The sequence below is a fragment of the Variovorax glucosi genome, from assembly GCF_051216695.1.
Taxonomy (GTDB): domain Bacteria; phylum Pseudomonadota; class Gammaproteobacteria; order Burkholderiales; family Burkholderiaceae_C; genus Variovorax.
Map to the genome: position 1 here is coordinate 1,512,817 of NZ_JBPJZE010000001.1, position 23,632 is coordinate 1,536,448.

Sequence of the window (23,632 nt, forward strand, 5' to 3'; positions counted from 1 at the left end):
ATCCCCTGCATGTCACAGCCCCGCTTCTCCTCTTCCCGCTCCGCGCGTTTCGTCGCCTACGGCTGCCTGGCACTCAGCATGTCGATGGTCGGCGGCTACGTGGCTTTATCGAAGCCGTTGGTCGCTGCGTTTCCCGTACTGCTGCTCGCATGGCTGCGCTTCGGCATCGCCGCGCTGGCGATGCCGCACTGGTTGCGCCGTCCGGCAGACGAACGGCCGATGACGGTCAAGACCCGCAGGCTCGTCTTCCTCGAATCGTTTCTTGGCAACTTCATGTTCTCGATCTGCATGCTGTTCGGCGTGAGCATGACCAGCGCGGTGTCGGCGGGTGTGATCATGGCGTCGATACCCGCCGTGATCGCCATCGGCAGCCGGGTGTTTCTCGGCGAGCGCATCACGCGGCGCGTGGGCCTGGCGATCGGATGCGCGGCGTTCGGCATCGGCCTGCTTGCACTTGCACCTGCGGGCTCGTCGGTACAGACACCGTCGGTCGACGCGACCGCTTCGGCGCCGCCTTGGCTCGGCAATGTGCTGGTCTTCTGCGCGGTGCTCTGCGAGGCCGCCTATGCGCTGATCGGAAAATCTTTGACCGGGCGGTTGGGACCGAAGCGGATTTCATCGCTCATCAATCTCTGGGGTTTTGCGCTGACGACGCCGGCAGGCCTCTGGCTTGCATGGAAATTCGACTTCGCCGGCGTGCAGGGCGGCACATGGCTGCTGCTGGTCATCTACGCACTCGCGGCGAGCATCTGGACGGTCTGGCTGTGGATGACCGGGCTGAAAAACGTGCCCGCCTCGCAGGCCGGCGTTTTCACCGTGATGCTGCCGGTGAGTGCGGCGCTGGTCGGCGTCTGGGTGCTTGGCGAATCGCTCTCGAACGGACAGCTTTTTGCGTTCGCGGTATCGCTGCTGGGCGTGCTTCTCGCCACCTGGCCGGAGCGCCGCGCGACCGCCTCCGTACATTGATGTCGCGCCGTTGTATGCAGGCGGTTTTGGAGGGTGCGCGAAAACCTTCATCTCCCTCTGGAAAAAACAACAAACGCCAATGAAAAAGTCCCGTTTTCCCTTGGAAACGCGTTTCTTCTCATTTAGCATGCGGGCTGCCAGTGGAGACACGTCTTTTCATTGGTGAAACGTTCAAATCCAAAAAAAGGAAATCAACCATGGCAACTGCAAAAAAGGCTCCGGCCAAAAAGGCTCCGGCGACCAAGGCGGCGGCTCCTGCCAAGAAGGCAGCAGCACCCGCGAAGAAGGTGCCGGCGCCTGCGAAGAAGGCCGCGCCTGCCAAGACGGCTGCAGCACCGGCAAAGAAGGCTCCGGCCAAGAAAGCTGCTCCTGCCAAGAAGCGCACGCCGAACGCCGCCTTCATGAAGGCCTTGACCCCCAGCGCGGAACTCGCCGCCGTCGTGGGTTCGACGCCGCTGCCGCGCACCGCTGTCGTGAGCAAGCTGTGGGACTACATCAAGAAGAACAATCTTCAAGACAAGGCCAACAAGCGCAACATCAACGCCGACGACAAGCTGAAGGCGATCTTCGGCAAGCCGCAGGTTTCGATGTTCGAACTCGCCGCGCTGATCGGCAAGCACGTCAAGTAACCGGACTGCTTTTGCGTCCCCAGGAAGCCGGCAGATGCCGGCTTTTTTACGTTCTGGAAAAGGTCACTTCACGCGAGCGACAGCGTCGTTGCAAACGGATGCCTAGAATTTCCTTCCGCAAAGACTATTTCCGAAGAGAAAACATGAGTCAGATCAACGACCTTCCGCTTTCCGCAATGAGTCCGACGAATCCGGTGGCAAAGCGTGTCGCGTTCGTGGAGGCGCAATGGCATGCGGACATCGTTCATCAGGCGCGCGATGCGTTCCTTGCAGAAATGACGCGCCAGGGCTTCGCGCGCGACCGCATCGACGTCATCGACGTGCCGGGGGCTTTCGAGATTCCGCTGCAGGCGAAGCGGCTGGCGTTGTCCGGAAGGTATGCGGCCATCGTCGGTTGCGCGCTGGTGGTCGACGGCGGCATCTATCGCCACGAATTCGTCGCCAGCACGGTGGTGAATGCGCTGATGTCGATCCAGCTGGAAACCGATGTGCCTGTCTTGTCGGCCGTTCTGACACCGCATCATTTCCATGAGCACGTCGAGCACCGCAAATACTTCCACGCGCATTTCGCGGTCAAGGGCACGGAAGCGGCGGATGCCTGCATCCGCACCATCGAATCGCTGCGCCAGTCCGCGGCGCTCGTCGGCGGCTGACGAACTGCACCCGCCGGTCAGGCCAGGGCAGGCAACAGTGCCTCGCGCCTGACACGTCGCACGTTGAACGCGCTCGCGATCAGCACGCCCTGCACCAGCGCGAGACCCAGGATCACGCTGCGGAACTGGCCGTGGTCCATCAGCGCACCGAAGATCAGCGGAGCGGTCGCCTGGCCGATGTCGAGCCCCGCATAAACGACACCGTACACGCGACCAGTCGCATTCGGAGGCGTCGAGCGCTTCACCAGCAGATCGCGCGACGGTCCGGCGACGCCGGAGACGAAACCCATCGCTCCGAAGATCACCGGAACCAGCACCGGCGGGAATTCGGCAAACGCCAGCACAAGTGCAAGCATGGCCGCCAGCCCGAAACCGATGCCGACGATACGCTCGCACCGCGACGGGTCCGAAGCCAGAAACCCGCCGACAGCCATCCCGCCGGCGCTCGCGACCATGTAGATCGCCAGGCAGATGCCGACCAGCGCCACCGGCACGGCATGCAGTTGTCCGGCTGCAACCGGCGCGAAGGTCTGCACCACGCTCAAGACCATCGCGTAGAAAAAGAAGAAGCCGAAGCACATCCAGACCGACGGAATGCGCAGGAAATCGAACTGCCCGGTCACCGGACCGGTGGCCGCATCGCCGCCATGTCCGGTCGCTGACTGCACCGTCGCGACGTCGAGCGACAGCACGCGGCGGTAGAACCACAGCACCAGCAGCACAGCCAGTGCGAGCACCCCGGCCGACGCCAGCGCGATGCGCCATGAGAAAGCCATCGCGATCGGCACCACGAAAGCCGGCGCCAGCGCCCAACCCAGGCTGCCGGTGATGCCGTGAACGCTGTAGGCATGGCCCAGGCGTGTCGGGGCGACCTTGCGATTGAAGAGCGTGTAGTCGACCGGGTGGAACACGCCGTTGCCGACGCCGGCCACCATCGCGCTGGCCAGCAGCATCCAGTAGTTCTGCGCCAGCGCGTAGCCGAACGCAGCCACGCCGAGCAGCCCGAGACCGACGAACAGAACCGGCCGCGGCCCCAGCTTGTCGACGATGAAACCGGACGCTGCCTGGACGATGCACGAGACAACGAAGAAAGCGGTCAGTACCGCGCCGAGTTCGATGAAGCCGACGTTGAACTCGTCCTTCAGCCATGGGAACAGCGGCGCGAGCACCAGCTGGCTGAAATGACTGATCGCGTGCGCCAGACCGACCAGGCCGATGAGTTGCGTATCGGCCTTGAGGCCGGGGGCCGACACCTTGCGGCCGTTGTTCGATGCGCCGTTGGCTGTTGTAGACATGATGCTGCGGGAATAATGAAGCGGGAACTTTCGATGCTAGACAGCAATCGCGCGGCAGAATGGCGATAGATGGACAACATTTGTCGAAACAATGACAACCGCTAGCGCTAGCCGATCTCTTCAGCGCGTGGGCGCGCTCACACCGCATCTCTTCGCACCCGACGCCGTGCGGCCGCTGCGTGCCAAGGAGCACTTCCTGAAGGCCGACACGCTGGTCGAGCTGCACGTGCATCCGTGGCCCCAGCTCACGTTCTCGACCAAGGGCGTGATCCGCCTGAGCACGCAGGACGGCACGTACATCGTGCCGCCGTCGCGCGCGCTGTGGGTACCGGCGGACGTGCCGCACAGCATCACGCTGATCGAGGATGCAGAACTGCGGACGGTGTACCTGCATGCCTGGCTGGCGCCGAACTGGGAGCGATGCCAGGTGCTGGAAATCAGCCCGTTGCTGCTGGCGCTGATGCTCTCGCTCGACACCACGCCGGACGGCGCCTCGCCGGTGCGCGGCATCGAGCTCGACGAGCGGCACACGCGACCGGCCACGCACCCGCTGCAACCCGCCCAGCGGGAGCGCCTGATCGCGCCGCTGCTGATCGACGAGATCGAACGCGCGACACAGATCCGCATCGACGTGCCGCTGCCGCGCGACAAGCGCCTGCGCCAGCTGTGCGAGACGCTGCTGCACAACCCGGCGGACCGGGCAACGCTCGGCGAACGTGCCGCAGCCATCGGTGCCAGCGAGCGCACCGTGGCACGGCTATTTAGGGATCAGCTCGGCATGAGCTGGCAGCAATGGCGGCAGCAGGCCGTGATGGCGCATGCGCTGCCGTTGCTGGCGCGCGGAATGGCCGTGAGCCGGGTGGCGCATGCCAGCGGCTATGCGACCGACAGCGCTTTCTGCGCGATGTTCAAGGCCGCAACCGGCCAGTCGCCGACCGCGTTCCAGCACAAGAAGCCCAGATGACACGGACACGCGACCGGCTCGTCCGCTGCCTTCCCTTTCTCGACTGGCCGCGGCCCGACCGGGCACTGCTCCTCAACGAGGCATCCGCCGGCATCACGGTCGCGCTGATGGTGATCCCGCAAGGCGTCGCCTACGCCGCGCTGGCCGGCATGCCGCTCATCACCGGCGTCTATGCAGCGCTGTTCCCGGCGCTGATCGCCGTGCTTTTCAGCTCGTCGGCACGTCTTTCCGTCGGGCCGACGGCGCTGACCAGCCTGCTGGTGGGCGCGTCGCTCGCACCGCTGGCGATTCCCGGCAGCCGCGAATGGGTGGCGCTGGCCGTCTGGTTGACGCTGATCTCGGGCGCGATGCAGCTCGCGCTCGGCATCGGACGCTTCGGCTGGCTGCTGCGACTGGTCAACTCTCCCGTGCTGATGGGTTTCACGCAAGGCGCGGCGGTGCTGATCACGCTCTCGCAGCTGCCCGCGCTGCTCGGCTTCACCGGTCGCACCTACGCGCAGCTTCTGCAGGGACCGCCGCCCGACCTGATCGCCATCGCATTCGGCCTCGGCGGCATCGCCACGCTGTGGGCCGGCAAGCGCTTTCTGCCGCGCGTGCCGACGACGATGGTGCTGGTCGCCGTGAGCGCGGCCTTGAGCGCGGCGATCGGCTATGCGCTGCGCGGCGGCGCAGTGATCGGCGCACTGCCGTCGGGGCTGCCGACGTTCTACTGGCCGGGCGCCATCGCGCCGTCGGAGCTGGGCACGCTGCTGCTGCCGGCGTTCCTCATCACGTTGGTCAGCTTCCTGGAAACGGCGTCGAGCGCCAAGGTCGACAACGCGCGCGCCGGCAAGCTCTGGAACGAGAACCAGGACCTGATCGGACAGGGCCTGGGAAAGCTGGCGTCCGGGCTGACCGGCTCGTTTCCGACCAGTTCGTCGTTCTCGCGCTCGGCCATCACGCTGTACGCGGGCGCCAAGACGCAATGGGCGACGCTGTTCAGCGTTGCCGTTGTCGCGGGCGCGCTGCTGTGGGCGATGCCGCTGCTGTTCCATGTGCCGCAGGCGGTGCTGGCGTCGGTCGTGGTGACTGCCACGCTGGGCCTGATGAAGCCGAAGGCGTTCGTCGCGCTTTGGCGTATCTCGCGCATCGAGGCAGCCATCGCGGTCGCGACCTTCGCGCTGACCATCGCCACCGCGCCGTCGATCTACTGGGGCGTGCTCGGCGGGCTGCTCGCGGCGCTGGCGCACTACATGTACCGCCACCTGCATCCGCGCATCATCGAAGTCGGCCTGCACGGCGACGGCAGCCTGCGCGACCGCCACCTGTGGCGCCTGCCGCCGCTGGCGTCGAACCTTTACGCGCTGCGAATGGATGCCGAGCTGGATTTCGCGTCGGCCAGCACGCTCGAGCGCGCCATCACCGCCGCGCTGGCCGAACGACCGGGCCTGACCGACGTGTTCCTGTTCGCGCATCCGATCAACCGCGTCGACATCACCGGCGCCGAAGCCTTCGGCAACATCCGCAGATTGCTTGCGGCGCAAGGCGTGCGGCTGCACATCGCCGGGTTGAAGCTGCCCGCGCAGCAGGTGCTGGAACGCGCGGGCCTGCTGGCGCCGGGCCCGCTGCTGTTCGCCTATCGCACCGACGCGGAGGCGCTGGCAGCGCTCGGCGCGGACAGCTTCAGTCCCGTATTCGCCCGCGAAGACTCTTGATTTCCGAGCGCTGGCTCTTGCCTTCCAGCCGACGCTGCTTGGAACCGTAGGTCGGCTTGGTGACGCGGCGGATGCGCGGCGGCGTGGCAACGCTGTCGACCAACGCCTGCAGGCGAGCCAGCGCGTCGTTGCGGTTCATTTCCTGGGTGCGGTGCTGCTGCGCCTTGAGCACCAGGACGCCTTCCTGCGTGATGCGGCTGTCGCGCAATGCGAGCAGGCGCTCCTTCACATCGGGCGGCAGCGAACTGGCGAGGATGTCGTAGCGCAGATGAATCGCGCTCGACACCTTGTTGACGTTCTGCCCACCCGCACCCTGCGCCCGGATCGCGCTGAGTTCGACCTCGTCGGGGTCGATCGGGAGTGGGGGATGCAGCAGGGACATGCCGATATTGTCCCTGTGCCGCGCTCAGCCCGCCAGCGCGGCCTCGACAGCCAGCGCCGCAGCCGCCAGCCGTGCGTCGTCGCCGTTCACCGACGACAGCATCAGCCCGACCGGCAGTTCGCCCGCCGCATGACACGGCAGGCTGAAAGCACAGCCATCGAGGAAATTGATGGCGAACGGATTGCGTAGCAGCAAGCCATTGGCCTTGAAGAATTCCGCGTCGGTCGCGAGCGAAGCGATGGTCGGCGCGATGATCGGCACGGTCGGGCACAGCATCGCGTCGAAGCCTTCCAGGGCGCTTTCAACACGGCCGATCCAGTCGCGGCGACGGTCCTGCATGACGATGTAATCGGCTGCCGCGACCGAAGAGCCGAGATCGATGCGTGCAGCGACACGCGGATCGAACGCGGCACGCCCGCCGGCGATACGGCTGCGATGCACCGCCGACGCCTCGACCGGCGAAAAGCCGCCCGGCGCGTTGATCTGCGCGATCTCTGCAAGCTCGCTCAGCGGCAGATCGACAATGTGCGCGCCGCCCGCCGACAGCTTGCTCAGCGCCCGGTCGAACGCCTGCGCGACCGCCGGCTCGATGCCGTCGAACATCACCGTGCGCGGCACCGCGAAACGCAGGCCCTGCAACGGTCGGCGGCGGATGCGGAGCGGCGCATCGGCGATGGCGGCATCGACGACGATGCAGTCGGCCACGGTGCGCGTCATCGCGCAGACGGTGTCGAGCGAGCGCGACAGCTCGAAAGCGCCCTTGCGCGGCACGCGCGACTGCGTGCTCTTGAAACCGACCAGTCCGCAGAGCGCGGCCGGGATGCGGATCGACCCGCCGGTGTCCGAACCCAGCCCCGCCACGGCAAGCCCGAGCGCGACTGACGCCGCCGCGCCGGAAGACGAACCGCCGGGAATACGCGCCGTCACCGCATCGGCTGGATTGCGCGGCGTACCGTAGTGCGGATTGATGCCGACGCCCGAGAACGCGAATTCGGTCATGTTGGTCTTGCCGACGATGACGGCACCTGCGTTGCGCAGGCGTGCGACGGCGACCGCGTCGGCCGCCGCAACCGGTTCGCCCTTACACACGACCGAGCCTGCCATCGTGGTTTCACCGGCGACGTCGTAGAGGTCCTTGATCGACACCGGCAGGCCGGCGAGCGTCGGCAGCGATACGCCGGCACGTTGCGCCGCATCCGCGTGACGCGCCGCAGCCAGCGCAGCGTCCGCGTACAGGTGCGTGAAGACATGCTCGGCGGCTGCAGAAGATGCACTGTCGAGCGCCGCCGCAACGACCGCTTCATGCGACAGCTCTCCGCCCGCGATGCGCGCACGCAATGTGGCGATGTCCGAATCGATCCGCAGACTGCCGGCCATCAGGAAATCACCTCCAGCGCCTGCACGGCATAGCGATGGACGATGCTGCGCTTGAGGCGTGGATCGCGGATCTCGATCTCCATTTCGGCAGCGGGCCGAATGCCTTCGCCCTTGGCGTTGGGAATGGCGCCCAGCGTGCCGCAGGTCATGAAACGGCCTTCCGCAACTTCTCCAGCGTCGCCTGTAGCGTAGATGCCATCGCGCAACCCGGCCAGCGGGCGGATCGAGCCGAAGGTGCCCTCCTGGTACGGCACCCATTCGCCGTCTTCGAGGATGCGCGAGCGCAGTTCCAGTTCGTCCTGGTAGCCCGCGACATCGGCCCAGCGCCAGGCGGTGTTCGCGACCGGCTTGGCGCACAGCTGCTTGGACACGACGACCGAATAGGTCTCGACCTTGCGGTCGGTGTGATCGGAGCCGACGCTCAGCCACCACTCGCCGTCGGCGAAGAACAGCAGCGGCTCGGCCTCGCCGGAACTGTCCGGGCCGAGTGCTTCGATCGACGCCGATTGCGTCAGCAGGTTGGCGCCGACGCGGTAGTACAGCGGCACGCTCGACGGCGGCGGCACGCCGATGGCCTGCAGCTCGTCGATGTGGTGCTGGATGGCGGCAGCGTCGCGGCCGGTCCAGCCGGCGATCACCAGTTGGCGTGGCGCCACATGCAGAAGCCGGACGCTGCGCGTACCGTCGGTGGCCACGGATTCGCAGGCGAAAGAAAGAGTCATGGGATGAGACATTGAAGATTCAATTTCTGAGAGGTCACATCAGATAGGCCGGGAGCCACAGCGCGATGGCCGGGAACACCATCAGCACGATGATCGCGAGCATGTAGACGAACATGAAGGGCATCACGCCGGCGAAGACATCGGTGATCGGCCCGGGCTGTCTTCGCATGCCCTGCAGCACGTAGAGCACCGTGCCGTCGGGCGGGCTGATCATCGCGATCTCCACCAGCATCGTGATCACCACGCCGAACCAGATCGGGTCGTAGCCGAGCGCGGTCACCACCGGGAACAGCAGCGGAATGGTCGTGATGACCATCGACATGCCTTCCATGAAGGTGCCCAGCGCGAGGTAGAAACCGATGATCACCAGCATGATCACCCAGCCCGGAAACGGCAGCCCGGTCAGGAACTTCGCCAGCATCTGCGGGATACCCAGCGACGACAGGATGTAGTTCAGAAAGTACGCGCCGAACAGGATCAGCGCGATCATCGACGTGGTGCGCGCGGTAGCCCGCATCGACTCGGCCAGCATCTTCCACTTGAGCTTGCGGTCGGCCACCGCCAGCACCAGGCTGCCGGCGACGCCCAGCGCGGCCGATTCGGTCGGCGTCGCCCAGCCCGCGTAGATCGTGCCCAGCACCAGGCCGATCAGCAGCGCCGTCGGCACCAGGTCCGACAGGCTCGCGATGCGGTGCTTCCAGGTGATGCCCATGGCCGTCGCGTCGCCGTGCAGCTTGAGCTTGTAGCTGTAGTACAGGATCACGGCGGTGAACAGCAGCACCACCAGGATGCTCGGCCCGATGGCCGCCAGGTACAGCGCGCCGACCGATGTGTCGGTGATCAGCCCGTAGATGATGAAGGTGATGCCCGGCGGGATCAGGTTGCCGAGCGCGCCGCCGGCTGCGAGCGAGCCGAGCACCAGCTTGGGCGGATAGTGGCTCTTCTCGAAGTAAGGCAGCGCCACCGAGCCCATCGTCGCGGCGGTCGCCACGCTGGAGCCGGCCACGGCCGAGAACACGCCGCAGGCCATGATGTTGGTGTGCAGCAGGCCGCCCGGCAGCCGGCCCATCCAGACGTTGAGCGCGCGGTAGAGCCGCTCCGACAGCCCGGCGCGCAGCATGATCTCGCCCATCAGCAGAAAGAGCGGCACGGACACCAGCACGAAATTGGTCGACGGCCCCCAGATCATCTCGCCGATGAAGTTCCAGAACGGCCGGTCCGACAGGCCGAAGCCCGCCAGCAGCGACAGCACCGCGAGCGCCGCACCGACATAGATGCCGCCCGCGAAGAAGCCGACGAAGGCCACCAGCACGGCAGCCAGCGCCCACCACGGCACGCCGGCCGACGCGATCTGGGCGGCATGGCCGGGCGCACCGAACAGCGAAGCGCCGCCGATCAGCAGGCCGACCAGCACGATGAAGACGATCGCGATCATCGGGCGGCTCCTTTTGAAGACACTGTTTTTGCACCCGACGCACCCGACGCGACGGGCTGCATGCCCTGCTGCGCCTCGGCAACGGCTTCGAGCGTCTCGGCGGCCTCGTCGATGTAGGTGCGCGCCATCAGCATGCGGTCCATGCCGTCGGCATCACCGACGGCGAGCTGGCGCACGGCGCGCGCCGCGAGCGCGACACCGGCCAGCAGCAACAGCATGAGCCCGCCAGCCCACAGGCCTTGCGGAATCGCCAGCGGCGTGTGCATGGCGGACAGGTCGGTCGCGCCGAAGTCGAAGGAGTCCTTCGCCAGCGAGAACGCGCCGAAGGCGAAGAAGCCGCTGGCGACGACCAGCGCACTCAGCGACGCCAGATGCAGCCAGACGCGCACCTTCAGCGGCATCTTCTGCACCAGCACGTCGATGCGCACATGCCCGCGCTCGAACAGCGTGCCAGCCAGGCCCCAGCTCATGCCGATGGCCATCAGGTAGCCGGTGACTTCGGTGGTCGCCTCGCTGGAGAAACCCAGCAGGCGCCGGGCGGCGATGTCGAAGCAGATCAGCAGCGTGATCAGCAGGTAGCACCAGCCGGCGATGGTCATCGCCTTGGCGCTGACCCATTCGAGCGCGCGGAACATTATTTGCTCACGTACTTGATGCCGGTGATCGGGGCGATCACCTCGTTGTAGACCACCGCGCAGCGCTCGCCGCAGCGCTTGATCCAGCCGGGCAGCACGTCGTCGGTGAGCTCCTTCTTCAGCGTGGCGACGACGTCGGCCTGCGGCTTGCCTTCGATCATCGGCTTACGCACCAGCGTGTGGAGCTTGCAGTCGGCGGCGCGGCCGACGTTGCAGGCGATGCCGTCGTCGGTGGCTTCGACGCCGAGTTTCCACTGCGCTTCCTGCACTTCGCCCATCGTCTTCTCGAACTGCGCGCGGATTGCCGGATCCAGCTTGTTCCACCAGGCCAGGTTCACGAAGTAGCCGGACGTCGACCACGACAGCGGCAGCGTGTAGAGATGCGTCGTGACTTCGGGCCACTTCACGCCGTTGCCCGAACCCGCACCGGTGATGCCGCAGTCGACCGTGCCGCGTTCCAGCGCGGTGTAGACCTCGCCGAAAGCCAGCGATACCGGCTGCGCGCCGAGTCCCTTCATCAGGTCGGCCGACGACGGACCGTTGGTGCGCACCTTGAGCCCCTTGAGGTCGGCCAGGCTCATCACCGGCTTGCGGCAGAACAGCATCTGGCCGGAGAACGGATAGGTGGCGACCAGCTTGATGCCGAGGCGCTCCAATTCCTTGTTCGCCACCGGCACCATCGCGTCGGCGACCTTGCGGGCCTGCCTGATGTCGGCGTTCATGCCGGCCAGGTCGACGCCGTCGAGCATTGGCACGTCGCCCGACACGGTGGTCAGCGGCGCGGCGGCGATATCGACCTGGCCCGAGCGCACCAGGCGCAGCACTTCGGGTCCGTTCACGTTGCGTTCCGGCCAGGACGACAGGGTGACTTCGACGCGGCCGTTGGTCGCCTTGGCGATACCGTCGCGCAGAAGCGGCTGGTCGACCTTGGTGTACTGCGGCAGGTTCGGCGACACCTGGGTGATGGCCTGGACGGCGATCTTCGGGCCGGCAGGCACCTGCGCCACGGCGTTGCCGCCGAGCAGCATGACGGCGATCGCGACGGACGCGAGGGATGCAGTGGAAAGCAGCGAAGGCTTCATGTGAAACTCCTGAAGGTGGAAAAAAGATACGGGCCGCGAGACGCTAGAAACTGGCGATGCGGTGGTTGAGCAGGTCGGTGACCAGCATGCAGCCCGGTGCATGCGTGATGCAGAAAGCAGGCCGCGCCGCCATCACCACCGCCTGCGGCGTCACGCCGCAGGCCCAGAACACCGGCAGCTCGTCGTCCATGACGGCGACCGGATCGCCGAAATCGGGCGCGGAAATGTCGGCGATGCCGATCAGGTCGGGCCGGCCGATGTGGACCGGCGCACCGTGCACGGTCGGGAAGCGCGACGTCACCTGTACCGAGCGGATCGCGTCGGCAGCCTTCATCGGACGCATCGACACCACCATCGGGCCGTGGAATCGTCCGGCGGGAATGCTGTCGATCGAGGTCTTGAACATCGCGACGTTGTGCCCGTCGGTCACGTGCCGCAGCGGCACGCCGGCCTCGATCAGCGCCTGCTCGAAGGAAAAGGAACAGCCGATCAGGAAGCTGACCAGGTCGTCGCGCCAGATGTCGCGCACGTCGTGCGGCGAGTCGACGAGCACGCCGTCACGCCAGACCCGGTATTCCGGCACATCGCTGCGGATGTCGATGTCTTCGCCGAGGGACGGCAATGCCGGGTCGCCGGGCTCCGATACAGCCAGCAGCGGACACGACTTCGGATTGCGCTGGCAGAAGCGCAGGAAATCGTCGGCGTCGGCCTTCGGCAGGATCACCAGATTGCCCTGGACATGGCCCGGCGCCATGCCGGCGGTGTGGCCGCGATGGCTGCCGCTGCGCACGGCGAGCCGGGCCTCGCGGCTGGCGAAGTCGAAAGGGGCGGACGAAGTGGTCATGCGTAGTACTGGAATTCGAGCATCGTGCAGCCGGTGCGCGACACGAATGGCCCGTGCACCGCTCCGGGCGGACGACAGGCGAAGGTGTAGGGACCGAACAGCTCGCCGCCCCCGCCTTCAGCGTCGCAACCGACCGCCAGATCGCCTTCGACGATGAACACTTCCTCGTGGAAATCGTGAACGACCGGTCGGTCGATCAGCGCGCCGGCGCTCCAGCGCGCGAGCCGCGTCCGGGAACCGGTGCGGGTGGTGCTGTCGAGGTTGTCGGCGAGAAGGATCTCCTCGATCAGGCCGGCCGACGAGGCGACCGGCGACCAGGCGGTCGAATCGCACTCTGGGTGGATCGCGAAGAATTCGCGATGGAGTTTGGACAGGACCTTTGGCATGGCGCGCAGTGTTGACGCGCGGCCCGACAGGGTCAAACGGGAAATTCTTTCGCTTTGCGATAGCGTTTCGTGATGCACGCATGTGGCGCATCGTCCTGCCCCACCAGCGGGCACGCCACGCGCCTGTTCAGGGCGCGAGCACGTCTTCGCGGCTGTTCGCTATGAAGTCGTCGCAGGCTGCGCGGGCCATGTTGACCAGCGCCTCGGCCAGCGGCGATGCCGGTTCGAGCCGGATGCTGGCGACCAGCGGCAGCGAGATCGGCACCGGCGCCACGTCCAGGATCACCAGCCGCCCCTGCAGCAGATCCTGCTGGATCACGGCCACCGGCAGCAGAGCGGTGCCGAAGCCGGCGCGGACCATGTCGACCATCGCGCCGATCGACGAGAAATAACTCACCCGCAGGTTGGCGATTCCGCTGGAGCTCTGCGCGATGTTGCGGTAGACGCTGGAATCGCGGTGGAACGAGATGATCGGCTGCTCCGCCAGATCGGCGAAAGACAGCAATTCGCGCGACGGAAACTTGAGCGCCAGCCGAGGGCAAGCGACCCAGCGCATCGCAAAATTGGCGATGCGGCGGTTGTCGATGAAGCCCTGCGTGATCTCCTCCGAAAGAATGGCGCAGTCGAGCAGTCCGCGCAGCAGATCGTCACGCAGGCGCGGCGTGATGTCGGAGATGAGTTCGAGCGTGGCGTTGGGATATTTTTCTGCGAAGCGCGACAGCAGATCGGGCAGCCAGGTATGAGCGACGGTTTCGATGACGCCTATGCGAAGCATCCCGGAGAACGCATCGGCCTGGCCCATCGCGGCGATCATGCGCGCCTGCATTTCGATCATGCGTTCGGCATGCGGCATCAGCTCGGTGCCGTGGTAGGTCAGCATGACGCCGCGATGTTCCCGATCGAACAGTCTCACGCCGAACTGCTCTTCCAGCGTCGCAATGCGACTGGAGATGCCGGCCTGCGTCGTGTGCATCTTCTCGGCAGCTGCCTTGAAGCTGCCCAGTTTGGCAACCCAGACGAAAGCTTCAAGAAATCGCACGTTCATGTGCGAAGTCTAGGGCAGGGTCGGACTTGCTTTCCTTGGTCGATCAGTCGCGCGACACGGGACGCGCACGAACGTCCGTCACGTCGTCGGCTTCGCCGAGCGCGATCGGGCTGCGCACCGACTCACCGCGTGCGCGGGCATTGGTGACGTCCGCTGCGGTCGGCTCGGGCACGCGGCCCGCAGCGGTGAAGCGGTCGAATCCGCTTCGCGGGTTGAAGCGCATCACCCATGGCGTCACCGGTTTCCCGGTGATCTTGGCCCATCCAGCGCGCAGGAACCACACCGCTGCAAGCAGGAATACCGCGCAAAGCAGGCTGGCCGCGACCACCAACCCCAGAAAGAACAGAACGACGCGAAGGATGAAATTCAACATCTGCGCTTAGGCCGCTTCTGCCGCCAAATGTTCCCCACCCTTGCTGAACGAGAACTGCCCCGGCGACTGGATCGGGTCGGTTTCGACCCGGATCGTGTCTTTCGGTCCAAATGTGCCGTCGAGCAGCAACTTGGAGAGTGGATTCTCCAGCCGCTGCTGAATCGCCCGCTTGAGCGGCCGCGCACCGAACACGGGATCGAATCCGACCTTCGCAATCTCAGCCAGCGCCGCAGCAGATACATCGAGATACAAGTCCATTTTCGCGAGCCGTGCCTGCAGCACTTTCAGCTGGATCGCCGCGATCGATTCGATGTTCTTCGCGTCGAGCGCGTGGAACACCACCGTTTCGTCGATCCGGTTCAGGAATTCGGGCCGGAAGTAGTTCTTCAGTTCGTCCCAGACGGCTTCCTTGATCTCCTCGCTCGGCTTGCCCACCATCGCCTGGATGATCGGAGAGCCGATGTTGCTGGTCATGACGATCACGGTGTTCTTGAAGTCGACCGTGCGGCCCTGGCCGTCGGTGAGGCGACCGTCGTCGAGCACCTGCAGCAACACGTTGAAAACGTCAGGATGCGCTTTTTCGACCTCGTCGAGCAGCACCACGCTGTAGGGCTTCCGGCGCACGGCTTCGGTCAGGTAGCCACCCTCCTCGTAACCCACGTAGCCCGGCGGCGCGCCGATCAGCCGCGCGACCGAATGCTTCTCCATGAACTCGCTCATATCGATGCGGATCAGGTGATCTTCGCTGTCGAACAGAAAACCGGCCAGCGCCTTGCAGAGTTCGGTCTTGCCGACGCCCGTCGGGCCGAGGAACAGGAAACTGCCGGTCGGGCGGCTCGGGTCGCTCAGGCCGGAGCGCGAGCGGCGGATCGCATTCGCCACCGCGCCGATGGCCTCTTCCTGCCCGACCACGCGCTCGTGCAGCTTGTCTTCCATCACCAGCAGCTTGTCGCGCTCGCCCTGCATCAGCTTGGCGACCGGAATGCCGGTGGCGCGCGCCACGACCTCGGCGATTTCTTCCGCGCCGACCTGCGTGCGCAGCAATGTCGGCACGCTCGACTTGCCCTTGGTTGTCTCGCTTTCCTGCGCTTCCTTCAGACGCTTTTCGAGCGCCGGAAGTTGGCCGTACTGCAGCTCCGCAACCTTGTTGAAGTCGCCCTTCTGCGTGAACTCGGCGATCTTGAAGCGCATCTTGTCGATCTCTTCCATCACCTCCTTGGACCCCTGGGCCTGCGCCTTCTCGGCCTGCCAGATCTCGTCGTAGTCGGCGATTTCCTTCTGCAGCTTGACGATCTCGTCCTCGATCAGGCCGAAGCGCTTCTGCGACGACTCGTCCTTCTCGCGCCGCACGGCTTCGCGCTCGATCTGCAGCTGGATCAGCCGGCGGTCGAGCCGGTCCATGACCTCGGGCTTGGAATCCATCTCGATCTTGATCTTGGCCGCAGCCTCGTCGATCAGGTCGATCGCCTTGTCGGGCAGGAAGCGGTCGGTGATGTAGCGGTCGGACAGCTCGGCCGCGGCGACGATGGCCGGGTCGGTGATCTGCACGCCGTGGTGGACCTCGTATTTCTCCTGCAGGCCGCGCAGGATGGCGATGGTCGCCTCCACGGTCGGCTCGCCAACGATGATCTTCTGGAAGCGACGTTCGAGAGCCGCGTCCTTCTCGATGTACTTGCGGTATTCGTCGAGCGTGGTGGCACCGACGCAATGCAGTTCGCCGCGTGCGAGCGCAGGCTTGAGCATGTTGCCCGCGTCCATTGCGCCCTCGCCCTTGCCGGCGCCGACCATGGTGTGGAGTTCGTCGATGAAGACGATGGTCTGCCCTTCATCCTTGGCGAGTTCGCTCAGCACGGTCTTCAGTCGTTCCTCGAACTCGCCGCGGAACTTCGCGCCGGCCAGCAACGCGGCCATGTCGAGCGACAGCACGCGCTTGCCCTTGAGCGAATCCGGCACTTCGCCAGCGACGATACGCTGCGCCAGGCCTTCGACGATGGCAGTCTTGCCGACGCCGGGTTCGCCGATCAGCACCGGGTTGTTCTTTGTGCGGCGCTGCAGCACCTGGATGGCGCGGCGGATTTCCTCGTCGCGGCCAATGACGGGGTCGAGCTTGCCGAGACGGGCGCGCTCGGTGAGGTCCATGCAGTATTTCTTCAGCGCTTCACGCTGGCCTTCTGCGTCGGCGCTGTTGACGTTCTGGCCGCCGCGCACTGCGTCGATCGCGGACTCGAGGCTCTTGCGGGTCAGGCCGTTGCTGCGCGCCAGATTGCCGACGTCGGCCTTGCTGTCGGCCAATGCGAGCAGATACAGCTCACCGGCGATGAACTGGTCGTTGCGCTTGATGGCTTCCTTCTCGGTCGCCTGCAGCAGCTTGGCCAGTTCCTGGCCGACCTGCACTGCTTCACCGCCCTGCACCTGCGGCAACTTCTTGATCGCCGCCTCGGCTGCCTGGGTCAGCCCCGGAACGTTGACACCGGCCCGCTCCAGCAGCGCACGCGGCCCTTCGTCCTGGCGCAGCATGGCCGCGAGCAGGTGCACCGGCTCGATGTAGGCGTTGTCATTGCCGAGCGCGAGCGACTGGGCGTCGCTGAGCGCTTCCTGGAATTTGGTGGTGAGTTTGTCTTGGCGCATGGTGTGTTTCCTGCATTCAAAATGGGACCGTGGCGCGGCGATTCAAGTCCCATGATGCGCTGCACCCCTTTCACTGGCTTTCCCGATTTCCCGATTTACCGGTTCTCTCTGGAGTTCGACGATGTTTTTTTCAAGCCGTGGTGCCGCCGACGCCGCCCCTGCATCCGCACGCCGCCGCGACCTCTGCGCGCTCATGACTGCAGGCGCAGCCGCGCTCGTCACCGGCGCAGGCCGCAGTGCGTACGCACAACAGAACGGCACGCCGTTGCGCCTGCTGGTCGGCTTTCCGGCCGGCGCCGGCACCGACGCCATCGCCCGCGCGCTGGGCGAGAAGCTTAAGGATGTGCTCGGCGTGCCTGTCATCGTCGACAACCGCGCTGGTGCCGGCGGCCAGCTTGCCGCACAGATCCTCAAGGCGTCGCCTGCCGACGGCCACACGCTGATGCTGTCGCACGACCACACGATCTCGATCCTGCCGCAGGTGATCCGCAACCCGGGCTTCAACCCGGCCGTCGATTTCGTGCCGGTCGCGGGATTTGCGACCTTCGCCAACGTGCTGGCCGTGTCCGGCGGAACGCCCGCGCGCAGCGTCGACGAGTACATCGCCTGGGTGAAAAACCGGCGCGCCGGGCGCGAAACCATCGGCATACCGGCACCGGCATCGATCCCGGAATTCATGGTGAAGATGATTGCGGAGCGCTACAGGCTGGACATCCAGTCGGCGCCCTACCGCGGCAGCGCGCCGATGATGGCCGACATGCTTGGCAACCAGATCAGCGCGGGCATCGCGTCGGTGCCCGATTTCATCGAGAACCACCGCGCTGGCAAATTGCGTATCGTCGCTACGCTGGGAGCGAAGCGCCAGCCGCTGCTGCCGCAGGTGCCGACCTTCGCCGAACTCGGGTTTGCGAACCTGGAAGACTTGCCTTACTACGGCGTGTTCGCACCGGTGGGTACGCCCCAAGCCGCGATCGACCGTTTCGACGCCGCGCTGGAGAAAGTACTGGCGATGCCGGATCTGCGGCAGAAACTGATCTCGATGGGACTGACCGTCGGCTATGAAACGCAGGGGCAGTTCGCCGGACGGGTGCGGACGTACACGCAGACCTGGCAACGAATCATTCAGGCCAGCGGATTCAAGGCGGTCTGACTACGTGCAAGGCCTCGACAGGCTCAGTCCGAACGGGTGTTGGCGTTCGAGGCTTCGATGCCCCAGCGTGCAAGTGCGGCATCGTCGGCCACGCGCGCATCGACCCAGCGAGCGCCTTCGGGCGTCTGCTCTTTCTTCCAGAACGGTGCCTGCGTCTTGAGGTAATCCATGAGGAATTCGCAGGCCTGGAAACTCTGGCCGCGGTGTGCGGAAATGACCGCGACCATCATGATCCGGTCGAGCGGCTGCAACAGCCCCACGCGATGTACGACGCGGGCACCGAGAATGTCGAAACGCGCATGCGCCGCATCGATCATCGTTTCGATCGCCTGCTCGGTCATGCCGGGATAGTGTTCGAGTTCAAGCGACGAAACATCGCTGCCGTCGTTGCGATCGCGCACGGTGCCGATGAAGCTGCAGACGGCGCCGACGCGTCGGTCGTTGCAATGCAGCGCATCGATTTCGCGCTGAAGGTCGAAGTCTTCGGTCTGGACGGAAACGCGCGGCGATGTCATCGTGCGGTCCTGCTCAACCGCCGGTCACCGGCGGAAAGAACGCGACTTCGCTGCCGTCAGAAAGTGCCGCGCCTTCGTTGCTCATGACCTTGTCGAGCGCCATGCGCACGGCCTTGCCACGGGCCAGCGCGCCGGCATGCGGCTCGCCGCGCGCGATGAGTTCATCGCGCAATTCCTGCAGCGTGGCAGCGTTGGTCGAAAGCGTCTCTTCGCTGCCCAGCGCCTCGCGAACCGAGGCAAAGTAGCGGATCTGGATGGTCTTCTGGGTCATCGAATCGACAGGAAATCAGGCCAACAATGCGGCGAACGGAATGAAATGCACGGTGTCGCCCTTCCGGAACGACTGACCGGCCGGGTTGTCGATCACGCCGTCGCCCCAGACGGCCGACGTGAGCACACCCGAACTCTGGTTGGCGAACAGATCGAGACCGCCTTCCGCGTTGCGTCGTGCGCGCAGAAACTCGCGGCGGCGGTCGGCGCGCGGCCAGTCGCTGTCGACACGCATCGCGACAGTCGCCGGTGCGGCGTGGGTCGCGCCCTGCAACGCCAGCAGAAACGGTCGCACCAGCAGCACGAATGTCATGAAGCTCGACACCGGGTTTCCGGGCAGTCCGGTGACATGCGCATCGCCGATCCGGCCGTACGCGAAGGGCTTGCCGGGCTTCATCGCCAGCGACCACATCTGCAGTTCGCCGAGCGCCTGCACCGCGCCCTTGATGTGGTCCTCTTCACCGACCGACACGCCGCCGGTGGTGACGATCAGGTCGTTGTTCTCCGCGGCCTTGCGCAGCGCGTCGATGGTCGCCTCGCGGTTGTCCGGGACGATGCCGAGATCGGTCACTTCGCAGCCGAGCCGGTGCAGCAAGGCGCGCATGAAGAAGCGGTTGGAGTTGTAGATCGCGCCGGGTTGCATCGCGTCGGGCGCGACTTCGCCGGGCATCACGAGTTCGTCGCCGGTCGAAAGCAGCACGACGCGCGGGCGCTTCGAGACGAGCAACCGGTCACGCCCGACGCTCGCGGCCAGGCCCAGTGCGGCGGGTGTCAACCGCGTTCCCTTCGCCAGAACCACATCGCCGCTCGCCACGTCTTCACCGGCGCGTCGAATCCATTGCCCGACCGTCGGTGCAGTGTCGATGCGCACCCGCCCGAGCGTGCCGGCGTCGGACGGCGCGTGCGGGATCGCGCTGGCATCTTCCTGCATCACGACCGCATCGGCGCCGTCGGGAATCTGCGCACCCGTGAAGATGCGCACGGCAGTGCCCGCGGCCAGCGGCTTGCCGACGCTGCCGGCGGGGATGCGCTGTGACACGACAAGCTCGGTTTCACCTGAACAATCCGCGGCACGGACCGCGTAGCCGTCCATCGAACTGTTGTCCCGCGGCGGCACCGTAAGCGCCGACACCACGTCTTCGGCCAGCACGCGGCCGTCGGCTTCGAAGGTCGACACGCTTTCGGTGCCGAGCGTCGAAGTCGCCTTGGCCAGCAGGCTGGCGATGGCTTCGTCGAGCGGAAGAAGCGAAGGGCGCGCCGGGCGCGAGGAAGATTCGGGCAATGCAGACATGGTGCTAGCGGTTGTATGCGAAGCGTTCCGCGTTGTCCCGCAGCCAGCGGACGACCGCGCCCGCATCGTTGACATCGAACACCGGCAGCGACGTCGGCTGCGGAAGTGCCTCCGGAACGTCGGTGGCGATGCCGACCACCAGCGCATCGTCGACATAGCGCAACGGCCGTGTCGCATCGCCGGCCTGGGCCTGACGCCAGACCTCGATCTTCGGCAGGTCGCTGTGCTTGAAGCCTTCGACCAGCACCCAGTCGACGCCCGTGTCGAGTTCGTCGATCAGGTCGTGCACAGACAGCTCCACCGGCTGCTCGAACTCGCGGATCAGCGCCAGCCGACGGTCGGAAGCCACCACCACCTCGAAGGCGCCGGCCTCGCGATGGCGGTAGGTGTCCTTGCCCGGATGGTCGATGTCGAATTTGTGATGCGCATGCTTGACCACAGACACGCGCTGACCCTGCTGCTTCAGCACCGGGATCAGCTTTTCGACCAGCGTGGTCTTGCCGGCGCCGGAGTAGCCGGCGAATCCGACGACTTTCATCACTGTCAGCCGCAGTGCTGCGCGATGTACGCCTTGATGGCGTCGACATCGGAAGCCAGCTTAACGACACGCTTCGGCAGGGCCTCGATGCCTTCGAAACGCGCCGGACGATCGGGCTCATGGCCGAGCGCTTCGACGATCGTTTCGGCGAACTTGATCGGCAGCGCGGTTTCCAGAACGATCATCGGCACACCCGGCGACAAGTGCTCGCGCGCTGCTTTCAGGCCGTCTGCGGTGTGCGTGTCGATCAGCGTGGCGAAGCGCTTGTCGGTATCGCGGATGGTTGCCAGGCGATCGGCATGCGTGCTGCGGCTGCTAACGAAGCCGAAACGCGTCGCGGCCTGGGCGAAGAGCGGGTCGGCGCCGAGGTCGAAACGGCCGCTGCGGCCGAGTTCGCCTTCGAACATCGCGCGCGTGCGTTCGCCATCGCGGCCCAGCAGATCGAACACGAAGCGCTCGAAGTTGCTGGCTTTGGAGATGTCCATCGATGGGCTCGATGTCTCGTGCGTGTCGGCGGCTGTGCGCACGCGGTAGACGCCGGTGCGGAAGAACTCGTCGAGCACGTCGTTCTCGTTGGTCGCGACCACCAGCGTGCGGATCGGCAGGCCCATCATGCGGGCCACGTGGCCGGCACAGACGTTGCCGAAGTTGCCCGACGGCACGGAAAAGCTGACCTGCTTGTCGTTCGAACCCGTCGCCTGGAAATAACCGGCGAAGTAGTAGACGACCTGCGCCAGCAAGCGAGCGAAGTTGATCGAATTGACCGTGCCGATCTTGTACGCATGCTTGAAGGCCAAGTCGTTCGAAACCGCCTTCACGATGTCCTGGCAGTCGTCGAACACGCCGTCGATCGCGATGTTGTGGATGTTGGCGTCCTGCAGGCTGAACATCTGCGCCTGCTGGAACGGGCTCATGCGGCCGTCCGGCGACAGCATGAAGACGCGCACGCCTTTCTTGCCGCGCATCGCGTACTCGGCGGCGCTGCCGGTGTCGCCGCTGGTCGCGCCGAGGATGTTGAGTGCTTCGCCGCGACGGTCCAGTTCGTACTCGAACAGGTTGCCCAGCAGTTGCATCGCCATGTCCTTGAAGGCCAGCGTCGGGCCGTTGGACAGGGCTTCGAGATAGGTACCGTCTTCGAGCTCGCGCAGCGGCACGATCTCGTCGGTACCGAACACCTCGGCCGTGTACGTCTTCGCGCACAGCGCCTTCAGCTCTTCGGCAGGAATGTCGTCGATGTAGAGCGAGAGGATTTCGTAGGCGAGTTCGGCATACGGCAGGTTGCGCCACTGCGCGAGCATTGCGGCGTCGACTTGCGGATAGTGCTCTGGAAGATACAGGCCGCCGTCGGGCGCGAGGCCTTCGAGCAGGATGTCGCAGAAGCTGCGTTGTGTTTTGTCGCCACGGGTGGAGATGTAGCGCATCAGCTCAGCTCCTCCTTGCGGATGCGCACGATCGGCGCCAGCACCGATGGCAGCGCCTGCAGCTGCACCATCGCATCGTCGAGCGTGCCTTCGCGCGTTTCATGCGTGAGGATGATGACGTCGGTCTGGGTCGAGCCTTCGCCGCCGACTTCGTCGGCTTCGCGCTGCAGCACCGCGTCGATGCTGATGCCGGCTTCGGCCAGCAAACCCGTTACCTTCGCCAGCACGCCGGCTTCGTCGGCGACGCGCAGGCGCAGGTAGTAGCTGGTCACGACTTCGCGCATCGGCACGATGTCGAGGTGGTCGCTCATCGCGTTGGGATGGAAGGCCAGGTGCGGCACGCGCTGCGCCGAATCGGCCGAATGCAGGCGCGTGATGTCGACCAGGTCGGCGATCACCGCGCTGGCCGTCGGCTCGCTGCCCGCGCCCTTGCCGTAGTACAGCGTGGTGCCGACCGCATCGCCGTGCACCACGACCGCGTTCATCGCGCCTTCGACATTCGCCAGCAGGCGCTTTGCCGGCACCAGCGCCGGATGCACGCGCAGCTCGATGCCGCCCGCAGCACGGCGCGTGATTCCGAGCAGCTTGATGCGGTAGCCGAGCTGTTCGGCGTACTTAATGTCCTGCGCGGCAAGTTTGGTGATGCCCTCGACGTGCGCCTTGTCGAACTGCACCGGAATGCCGAACGCGATGGCGCTCATCAGCGTGACCTTGTGCGCGGCGTCGACGCCTTCGATGTCGAAGGTCGGGTCCGCCTCGGCATAGCCCAGGCGCTGCGCTTCCTTCAATACGGTCGCGAAGTCGTGCCCCTTGTCGCGCATCTCGGACAGGATGAAATTGGTGGTGCCGTTGATGATGCCGGCGATCCACTGGATGCTGTTGGCCGTCAGGCCTTCACGCAGCGCCTTGATGATCGGGATCCCGCCGGCCACTGCCGCCTCAAAGGCGACCATCACGCCCTTTTCCTGGGCCGCCGCGAAGATTTCCGTGCCGTGCACCGCGAGCAGCGCCTTGTTGGCCGTGACGACATGCTTGCCGGCCGCGATGGCCTCCAGCACCAGCTGCTTCGCGATGCCGTAACCGCCGATCAGTTCGATGACGATGTCGATGTCGGGGTTGGCGATGATCTCGCGCGCATCGGCAACGACCTTCACGCCGTCACCGACGGCTGCCTTGGCGCGCGCGGTGTCGAGATCGGCCACCATCGTGATCTCGATGCCTCGGCCGGCGCGGCGCTTGATCTCTTCTTGATTGCGGCGCAGCACGTTGAACGTGCCGCTGCCGACGGTGCCGATGCCGAAAAGGCCGACTTGGATGGGTTTCATGGGAATCACAGT

Annotated in this window: 24 protein-coding genes; 6 read left to right on the forward strand and 18 right to left on the reverse strand. The window is 65.6% G+C overall.

Translation table 11 applies throughout. From position 1 onward, the window contains the following. The first annotated feature begins 9 nt into the window (after window positions 1–9). From ACSFA3_RS07110 to ACSFA3_RS07120, 3 genes are all read left to right on the forward strand, one after another. Window positions 10–966, forward strand: coding sequence for a DMT family transporter (locus ACSFA3_RS07110; RefSeq protein WP_435504665.1), 957 nt, complete (start codon window positions 10–12; stop codon window positions 964–966). 197 nt (window positions 967–1,163) lie between these two features. Beyond that, window positions 1,164–1,595, forward strand: coding sequence for an SWIB/MDM2 domain-containing protein (locus ACSFA3_RS07115; protein ID WP_435504666.1), 432 nt, complete (start codon window positions 1,164–1,166; stop codon window positions 1,593–1,595). A gap of 143 nt (window positions 1,596–1,738) precedes the next feature. Further along, window positions 1,739–2,248 carry a 6,7-dimethyl-8-ribityllumazine synthase gene (locus ACSFA3_RS07120; RefSeq protein ID WP_435504667.1) on the forward strand — a complete coding sequence of 170 codons (510 nt, stop codon included), beginning with the start codon at window positions 1,739–1,741 and terminating at the stop codon, window positions 2,246–2,248. Between the two features lie 17 nt (window positions 2,249–2,265). Here the strand turns inward: ACSFA3_RS07120 and ACSFA3_RS07125 are convergent, their stop codons facing one another. Beyond that, window positions 2,266–3,543, reverse strand: a complete 1,278-nt coding sequence (locus ACSFA3_RS07125; RefSeq protein WP_435504668.1) for an MFS transporter — start codon at window positions 3,541–3,543, stop codon at window positions 2,266–2,268. Window positions 3,544–3,634: 91 nt separating this feature from the next. On the opposite strand from ACSFA3_RS07125, the gene ACSFA3_RS07130 reads away from it, so the two are divergent. Further along, window positions 3,635–4,507, forward strand: a complete 873-nt coding sequence (locus ACSFA3_RS07130) for an AraC family transcriptional regulator (RefSeq protein ID WP_435504669.1) — start codon at window positions 3,635–3,637, stop codon at window positions 4,505–4,507. Further along, window positions 4,504–6,201, forward strand: coding sequence for a SulP family inorganic anion transporter (locus ACSFA3_RS07135; RefSeq protein WP_435504670.1), 1,698 nt, complete (start codon window positions 4,504–4,506; stop codon window positions 6,199–6,201). The genes ACSFA3_RS07130 and ACSFA3_RS07135 overlap by 4 nt, the downstream gene beginning before the upstream one ends. Here the strand turns inward: ACSFA3_RS07135 and arfB are convergent. From arfB to clpB, 11 genes are all read right to left on the reverse strand, one after another. Then, window positions 6,170–6,577, reverse strand: a complete 408-nt coding sequence (gene arfB / locus ACSFA3_RS07140; RefSeq protein WP_435504987.1) for an alternative ribosome rescue aminoacyl-tRNA hydrolase ArfB — start codon at window positions 6,575–6,577, stop codon at window positions 6,170–6,172. The two genes, ACSFA3_RS07135 and arfB, sit on opposite strands and share 32 nt — an antisense overlap. Before the next feature lie 30 nt (window positions 6,578–6,607). Next, complete coding sequence (locus ACSFA3_RS07145) at window positions 6,608–7,960, reverse strand: amidase (protein WP_435504671.1); 1,353 nt, start codon at window positions 7,958–7,960, stop codon at window positions 6,608–6,610. Continuing rightward, entirely contained in the window at window positions 7,960–8,682 is a 723-nt protein-coding gene (locus ACSFA3_RS07150) for a DUF2848 domain-containing protein (RefSeq protein ID WP_435504672.1), read from the reverse strand. The genes ACSFA3_RS07145 and ACSFA3_RS07150 overlap by 1 nt, the downstream gene beginning before the upstream one ends. A gap of 34 nt (window positions 8,683–8,716) precedes the next feature. Next, window positions 8,717–10,117 (reverse strand): TRAP transporter large permease, encoded by a 1,401-nt coding sequence (locus tag ACSFA3_RS07155; protein WP_435504673.1) that lies wholly within the window; start codon window positions 10,115–10,117, stop codon window positions 8,717–8,719. Continuing rightward, entirely contained in the window at window positions 10,114–10,752 is a 639-nt protein-coding gene (locus ACSFA3_RS07160; RefSeq protein ID WP_435504674.1) for a TRAP transporter small permease subunit, read from the reverse strand. The genes ACSFA3_RS07155 and ACSFA3_RS07160 overlap by 4 nt, the downstream gene beginning before the upstream one ends. Beyond that, the gene (locus ACSFA3_RS07165; protein WP_435504675.1) at window positions 10,752–11,834 is read right to left on the reverse strand and encodes a TRAP transporter substrate-binding protein; all 1,083 of its coding nucleotides are present in this window, start codon (window positions 11,832–11,834) and stop codon (window positions 10,752–10,754) included. Before ACSFA3_RS07165 ends, ACSFA3_RS07160 begins: the two co-directional genes overlap by 1 nt. A 43-nt stretch (window positions 11,835–11,877) precedes the next feature. After that, the gene (locus tag ACSFA3_RS07170; RefSeq protein ID WP_435504676.1) at window positions 11,878–12,678 is read right to left on the reverse strand and encodes a putative hydro-lyase; all 801 of its coding nucleotides are present in this window, start codon (window positions 12,676–12,678) and stop codon (window positions 11,878–11,880) included. Next, window positions 12,675–13,064, reverse strand: a complete 390-nt coding sequence (locus ACSFA3_RS07175) for a cupin domain-containing protein (RefSeq protein ID WP_435504677.1) — start codon at window positions 13,062–13,064, stop codon at window positions 12,675–12,677. Before ACSFA3_RS07175 ends, ACSFA3_RS07170 begins: the two co-directional genes overlap by 4 nt. 127 nt (window positions 13,065–13,191) lie before the next feature. After that, a complete protein-coding gene (locus tag ACSFA3_RS07180) occupies window positions 13,192–14,109 on the reverse strand; it encodes a LysR family transcriptional regulator (RefSeq protein ID WP_435504678.1) in 918 nt (305 codons plus the stop codon). 43 nt (window positions 14,110–14,152) lie between these two features. Beyond that, window positions 14,153–14,482, reverse strand: a complete 330-nt coding sequence (locus ACSFA3_RS07185; RefSeq protein WP_435504679.1) for a hypothetical protein — start codon at window positions 14,480–14,482, stop codon at window positions 14,153–14,155. Between the two features lie 6 nt (window positions 14,483–14,488). Continuing rightward, window positions 14,489–17,110 carry an ATP-dependent chaperone ClpB gene (gene clpB, locus ACSFA3_RS07190; protein WP_435504680.1) on the reverse strand — a complete coding sequence of 874 codons (2,622 nt, stop codon included), beginning with the start codon at window positions 17,108–17,110 and terminating at the stop codon, window positions 14,489–14,491. 193 nt (window positions 17,111–17,303) lie between these two features. Between clpB and ACSFA3_RS07195 the strand changes: the two genes are divergently transcribed. Then, on the forward strand, window positions 17,304–18,260 hold the full coding sequence (locus ACSFA3_RS07195; RefSeq protein ID WP_435504988.1) for a Bug family tripartite tricarboxylate transporter substrate binding protein: 957 nt from the start codon (window positions 17,304–17,306) through the stop codon (window positions 18,258–18,260). A 23-nt stretch (window positions 18,261–18,283) separates the two neighbouring features. Here ACSFA3_RS07195 and ACSFA3_RS07200 read toward each other — a convergent pair whose 3' ends face one another. From ACSFA3_RS07200 to ACSFA3_RS07225, 6 genes are read right to left on the reverse strand one after another with little or no spacing between them, the layout of a single operon-like run. Next, on the reverse strand, window positions 18,284–18,775 hold the full coding sequence (locus ACSFA3_RS07200; RefSeq protein ID WP_435504681.1) for a molybdenum cofactor biosynthesis protein MoaE: 492 nt from the start codon (window positions 18,773–18,775) through the stop codon (window positions 18,284–18,286). A 13-nt stretch (window positions 18,776–18,788) separates the two neighbouring features. Then, a complete protein-coding gene (gene moaD, locus ACSFA3_RS07205; RefSeq protein ID WP_435504682.1) occupies window positions 18,789–19,046 on the reverse strand; it encodes a molybdopterin converting factor subunit 1 in 258 nt (85 codons plus the stop codon). Window positions 19,047–19,061: 15 nt separating this feature from the next. Continuing rightward, window positions 19,062–20,336, reverse strand: a complete 1,275-nt coding sequence (locus ACSFA3_RS07210; RefSeq protein ID WP_435504683.1) for a molybdopterin molybdotransferase MoeA — start codon at window positions 20,334–20,336, stop codon at window positions 19,062–19,064. Between the two features lie 4 nt (window positions 20,337–20,340). Continuing rightward, window positions 20,341–20,874, reverse strand: coding sequence for a molybdopterin-guanine dinucleotide biosynthesis protein B (gene mobB, locus ACSFA3_RS07215; RefSeq protein WP_435504684.1), 534 nt, complete (start codon window positions 20,872–20,874; stop codon window positions 20,341–20,343). 5 nt (window positions 20,875–20,879) lie between these two features. After that, window positions 20,880–22,295, reverse strand: a complete 1,416-nt coding sequence (gene thrC / locus ACSFA3_RS07220) for a threonine synthase (RefSeq protein ID WP_435504685.1) — start codon at window positions 22,293–22,295, stop codon at window positions 20,880–20,882. Next, on the reverse strand, window positions 22,295–23,620 hold the full coding sequence (locus ACSFA3_RS07225; protein ID WP_435504686.1) for a homoserine dehydrogenase: 1,326 nt from the start codon (window positions 23,618–23,620) through the stop codon (window positions 22,295–22,297). Before ACSFA3_RS07225 ends, thrC begins: the two co-directional genes overlap by 1 nt. Between the last annotated feature and the right edge of the window lie 12 nt (window positions 23,621–23,632).

Excerpts from the sequence above, each read along its gene's own strand:
- ACSFA3_RS07165 (WP_435504675.1), bottom strand. The coding sequence starts at position 11,834 with ATGAAGCCTTCGCTGCTTTCCACTGCATCCCTCGCGTCCGTCGCGATC.
- ACSFA3_RS07145 (WP_435504671.1), bottom strand. The coding sequence starts at position 7,960 with ATGGCCGGCAGTCTGCGGATCGATTCGGACATCGCCACATTGCGTGCG.
- ACSFA3_RS07150 (WP_435504672.1), bottom strand. The coding sequence starts at position 8,682 with ATGACTCTTTCTTTCGCCTGCGAATCCGTGGCCACCGACGGTACGCGC.
- ACSFA3_RS07225 (WP_435504686.1), bottom strand. The coding sequence starts at position 23,620 with ATGAAACCCATCCAAGTCGGCCTTTTCGGCATCGGCACCGTCGGCAGC.
- ACSFA3_RS07210 (WP_435504683.1), bottom strand. The coding sequence starts at position 20,336 with ATGTCTGCATTGCCCGAATCTTCCTCGCGCCCGGCGCGCCCTTCGCTT.
- ACSFA3_RS07135 (WP_435504670.1), top strand. The coding sequence starts at position 4,504 with ATGACACGGACACGCGACCGGCTCGTCCGCTGCCTTCCCTTTCTCGAC.
- ACSFA3_RS07185 (WP_435504679.1), bottom strand. The coding sequence starts at position 14,482 with ATGTTGAATTTCATCCTTCGCGTCGTTCTGTTCTTTCTGGGGTTGGTG.
- moaD (WP_435504682.1), bottom strand. The coding sequence starts at position 19,046 with ATGACCCAGAAGACCATCCAGATCCGCTACTTTGCCTCGGTTCGCGAG.
- ACSFA3_RS07175 (WP_435504677.1), bottom strand. The coding sequence starts at position 13,064 with ATGCCAAAGGTCCTGTCCAAACTCCATCGCGAATTCTTCGCGATCCAC.
- ACSFA3_RS07120 (WP_435504667.1), top strand. The coding sequence starts at position 1,739 with ATGAGTCAGATCAACGACCTTCCGCTTTCCGCAATGAGTCCGACGAAT.
- ACSFA3_RS07200 (WP_435504681.1), bottom strand. The coding sequence starts at position 18,775 with ATGACATCGCCGCGCGTTTCCGTCCAGACCGAAGACTTCGACCTTCAG.
- ACSFA3_RS07125 (WP_435504668.1), bottom strand. The coding sequence starts at position 3,543 with ATGTCTACAACAGCCAACGGCGCATCGAACAACGGCCGCAAGGTGTCG.
- ACSFA3_RS07195 (WP_435504988.1), top strand. The coding sequence starts at position 17,304 with ATGACTGCAGGCGCAGCCGCGCTCGTCACCGGCGCAGGCCGCAGTGCG.
- mobB (WP_435504684.1), bottom strand. The coding sequence starts at position 20,874 with ATGAAAGTCGTCGGATTCGCCGGCTACTCCGGCGCCGGCAAGACCACG.
- ACSFA3_RS07130 (WP_435504669.1), top strand. The coding sequence starts at position 3,635 with ATGACAACCGCTAGCGCTAGCCGATCTCTTCAGCGCGTGGGCGCGCTC.
- clpB (WP_435504680.1), bottom strand. The coding sequence starts at position 17,110 with ATGCGCCAAGACAAACTCACCACCAAATTCCAGGAAGCGCTCAGCGAC.
- ACSFA3_RS07160 (WP_435504674.1), bottom strand. The coding sequence starts at position 10,752 with ATGTTCCGCGCGCTCGAATGGGTCAGCGCCAAGGCGATGACCATCGCC.
- ACSFA3_RS07180 (WP_435504678.1), bottom strand. The coding sequence starts at position 14,109 with ATGAACGTGCGATTTCTTGAAGCTTTCGTCTGGGTTGCCAAACTGGGC.
- thrC (WP_435504685.1), bottom strand. The coding sequence starts at position 22,295 with ATGCGCTACATCTCCACCCGTGGCGACAAAACACAACGCAGCTTCTGC.
- ACSFA3_RS07115 (WP_435504666.1), top strand. The coding sequence starts at position 1,164 with ATGGCAACTGCAAAAAAGGCTCCGGCCAAAAAGGCTCCGGCGACCAAG.
- ACSFA3_RS07155 (WP_435504673.1), bottom strand. The coding sequence starts at position 10,117 with ATGATCGCGATCGTCTTCATCGTGCTGGTCGGCCTGCTGATCGGCGGC.
- ACSFA3_RS07170 (WP_435504676.1), bottom strand. The coding sequence starts at position 12,678 with ATGACCACTTCGTCCGCCCCTTTCGACTTCGCCAGCCGCGAGGCCCGG.
- ACSFA3_RS07110 (WP_435504665.1), top strand. The coding sequence starts at position 10 with ATGTCACAGCCCCGCTTCTCCTCTTCCCGCTCCGCGCGTTTCGTCGCC.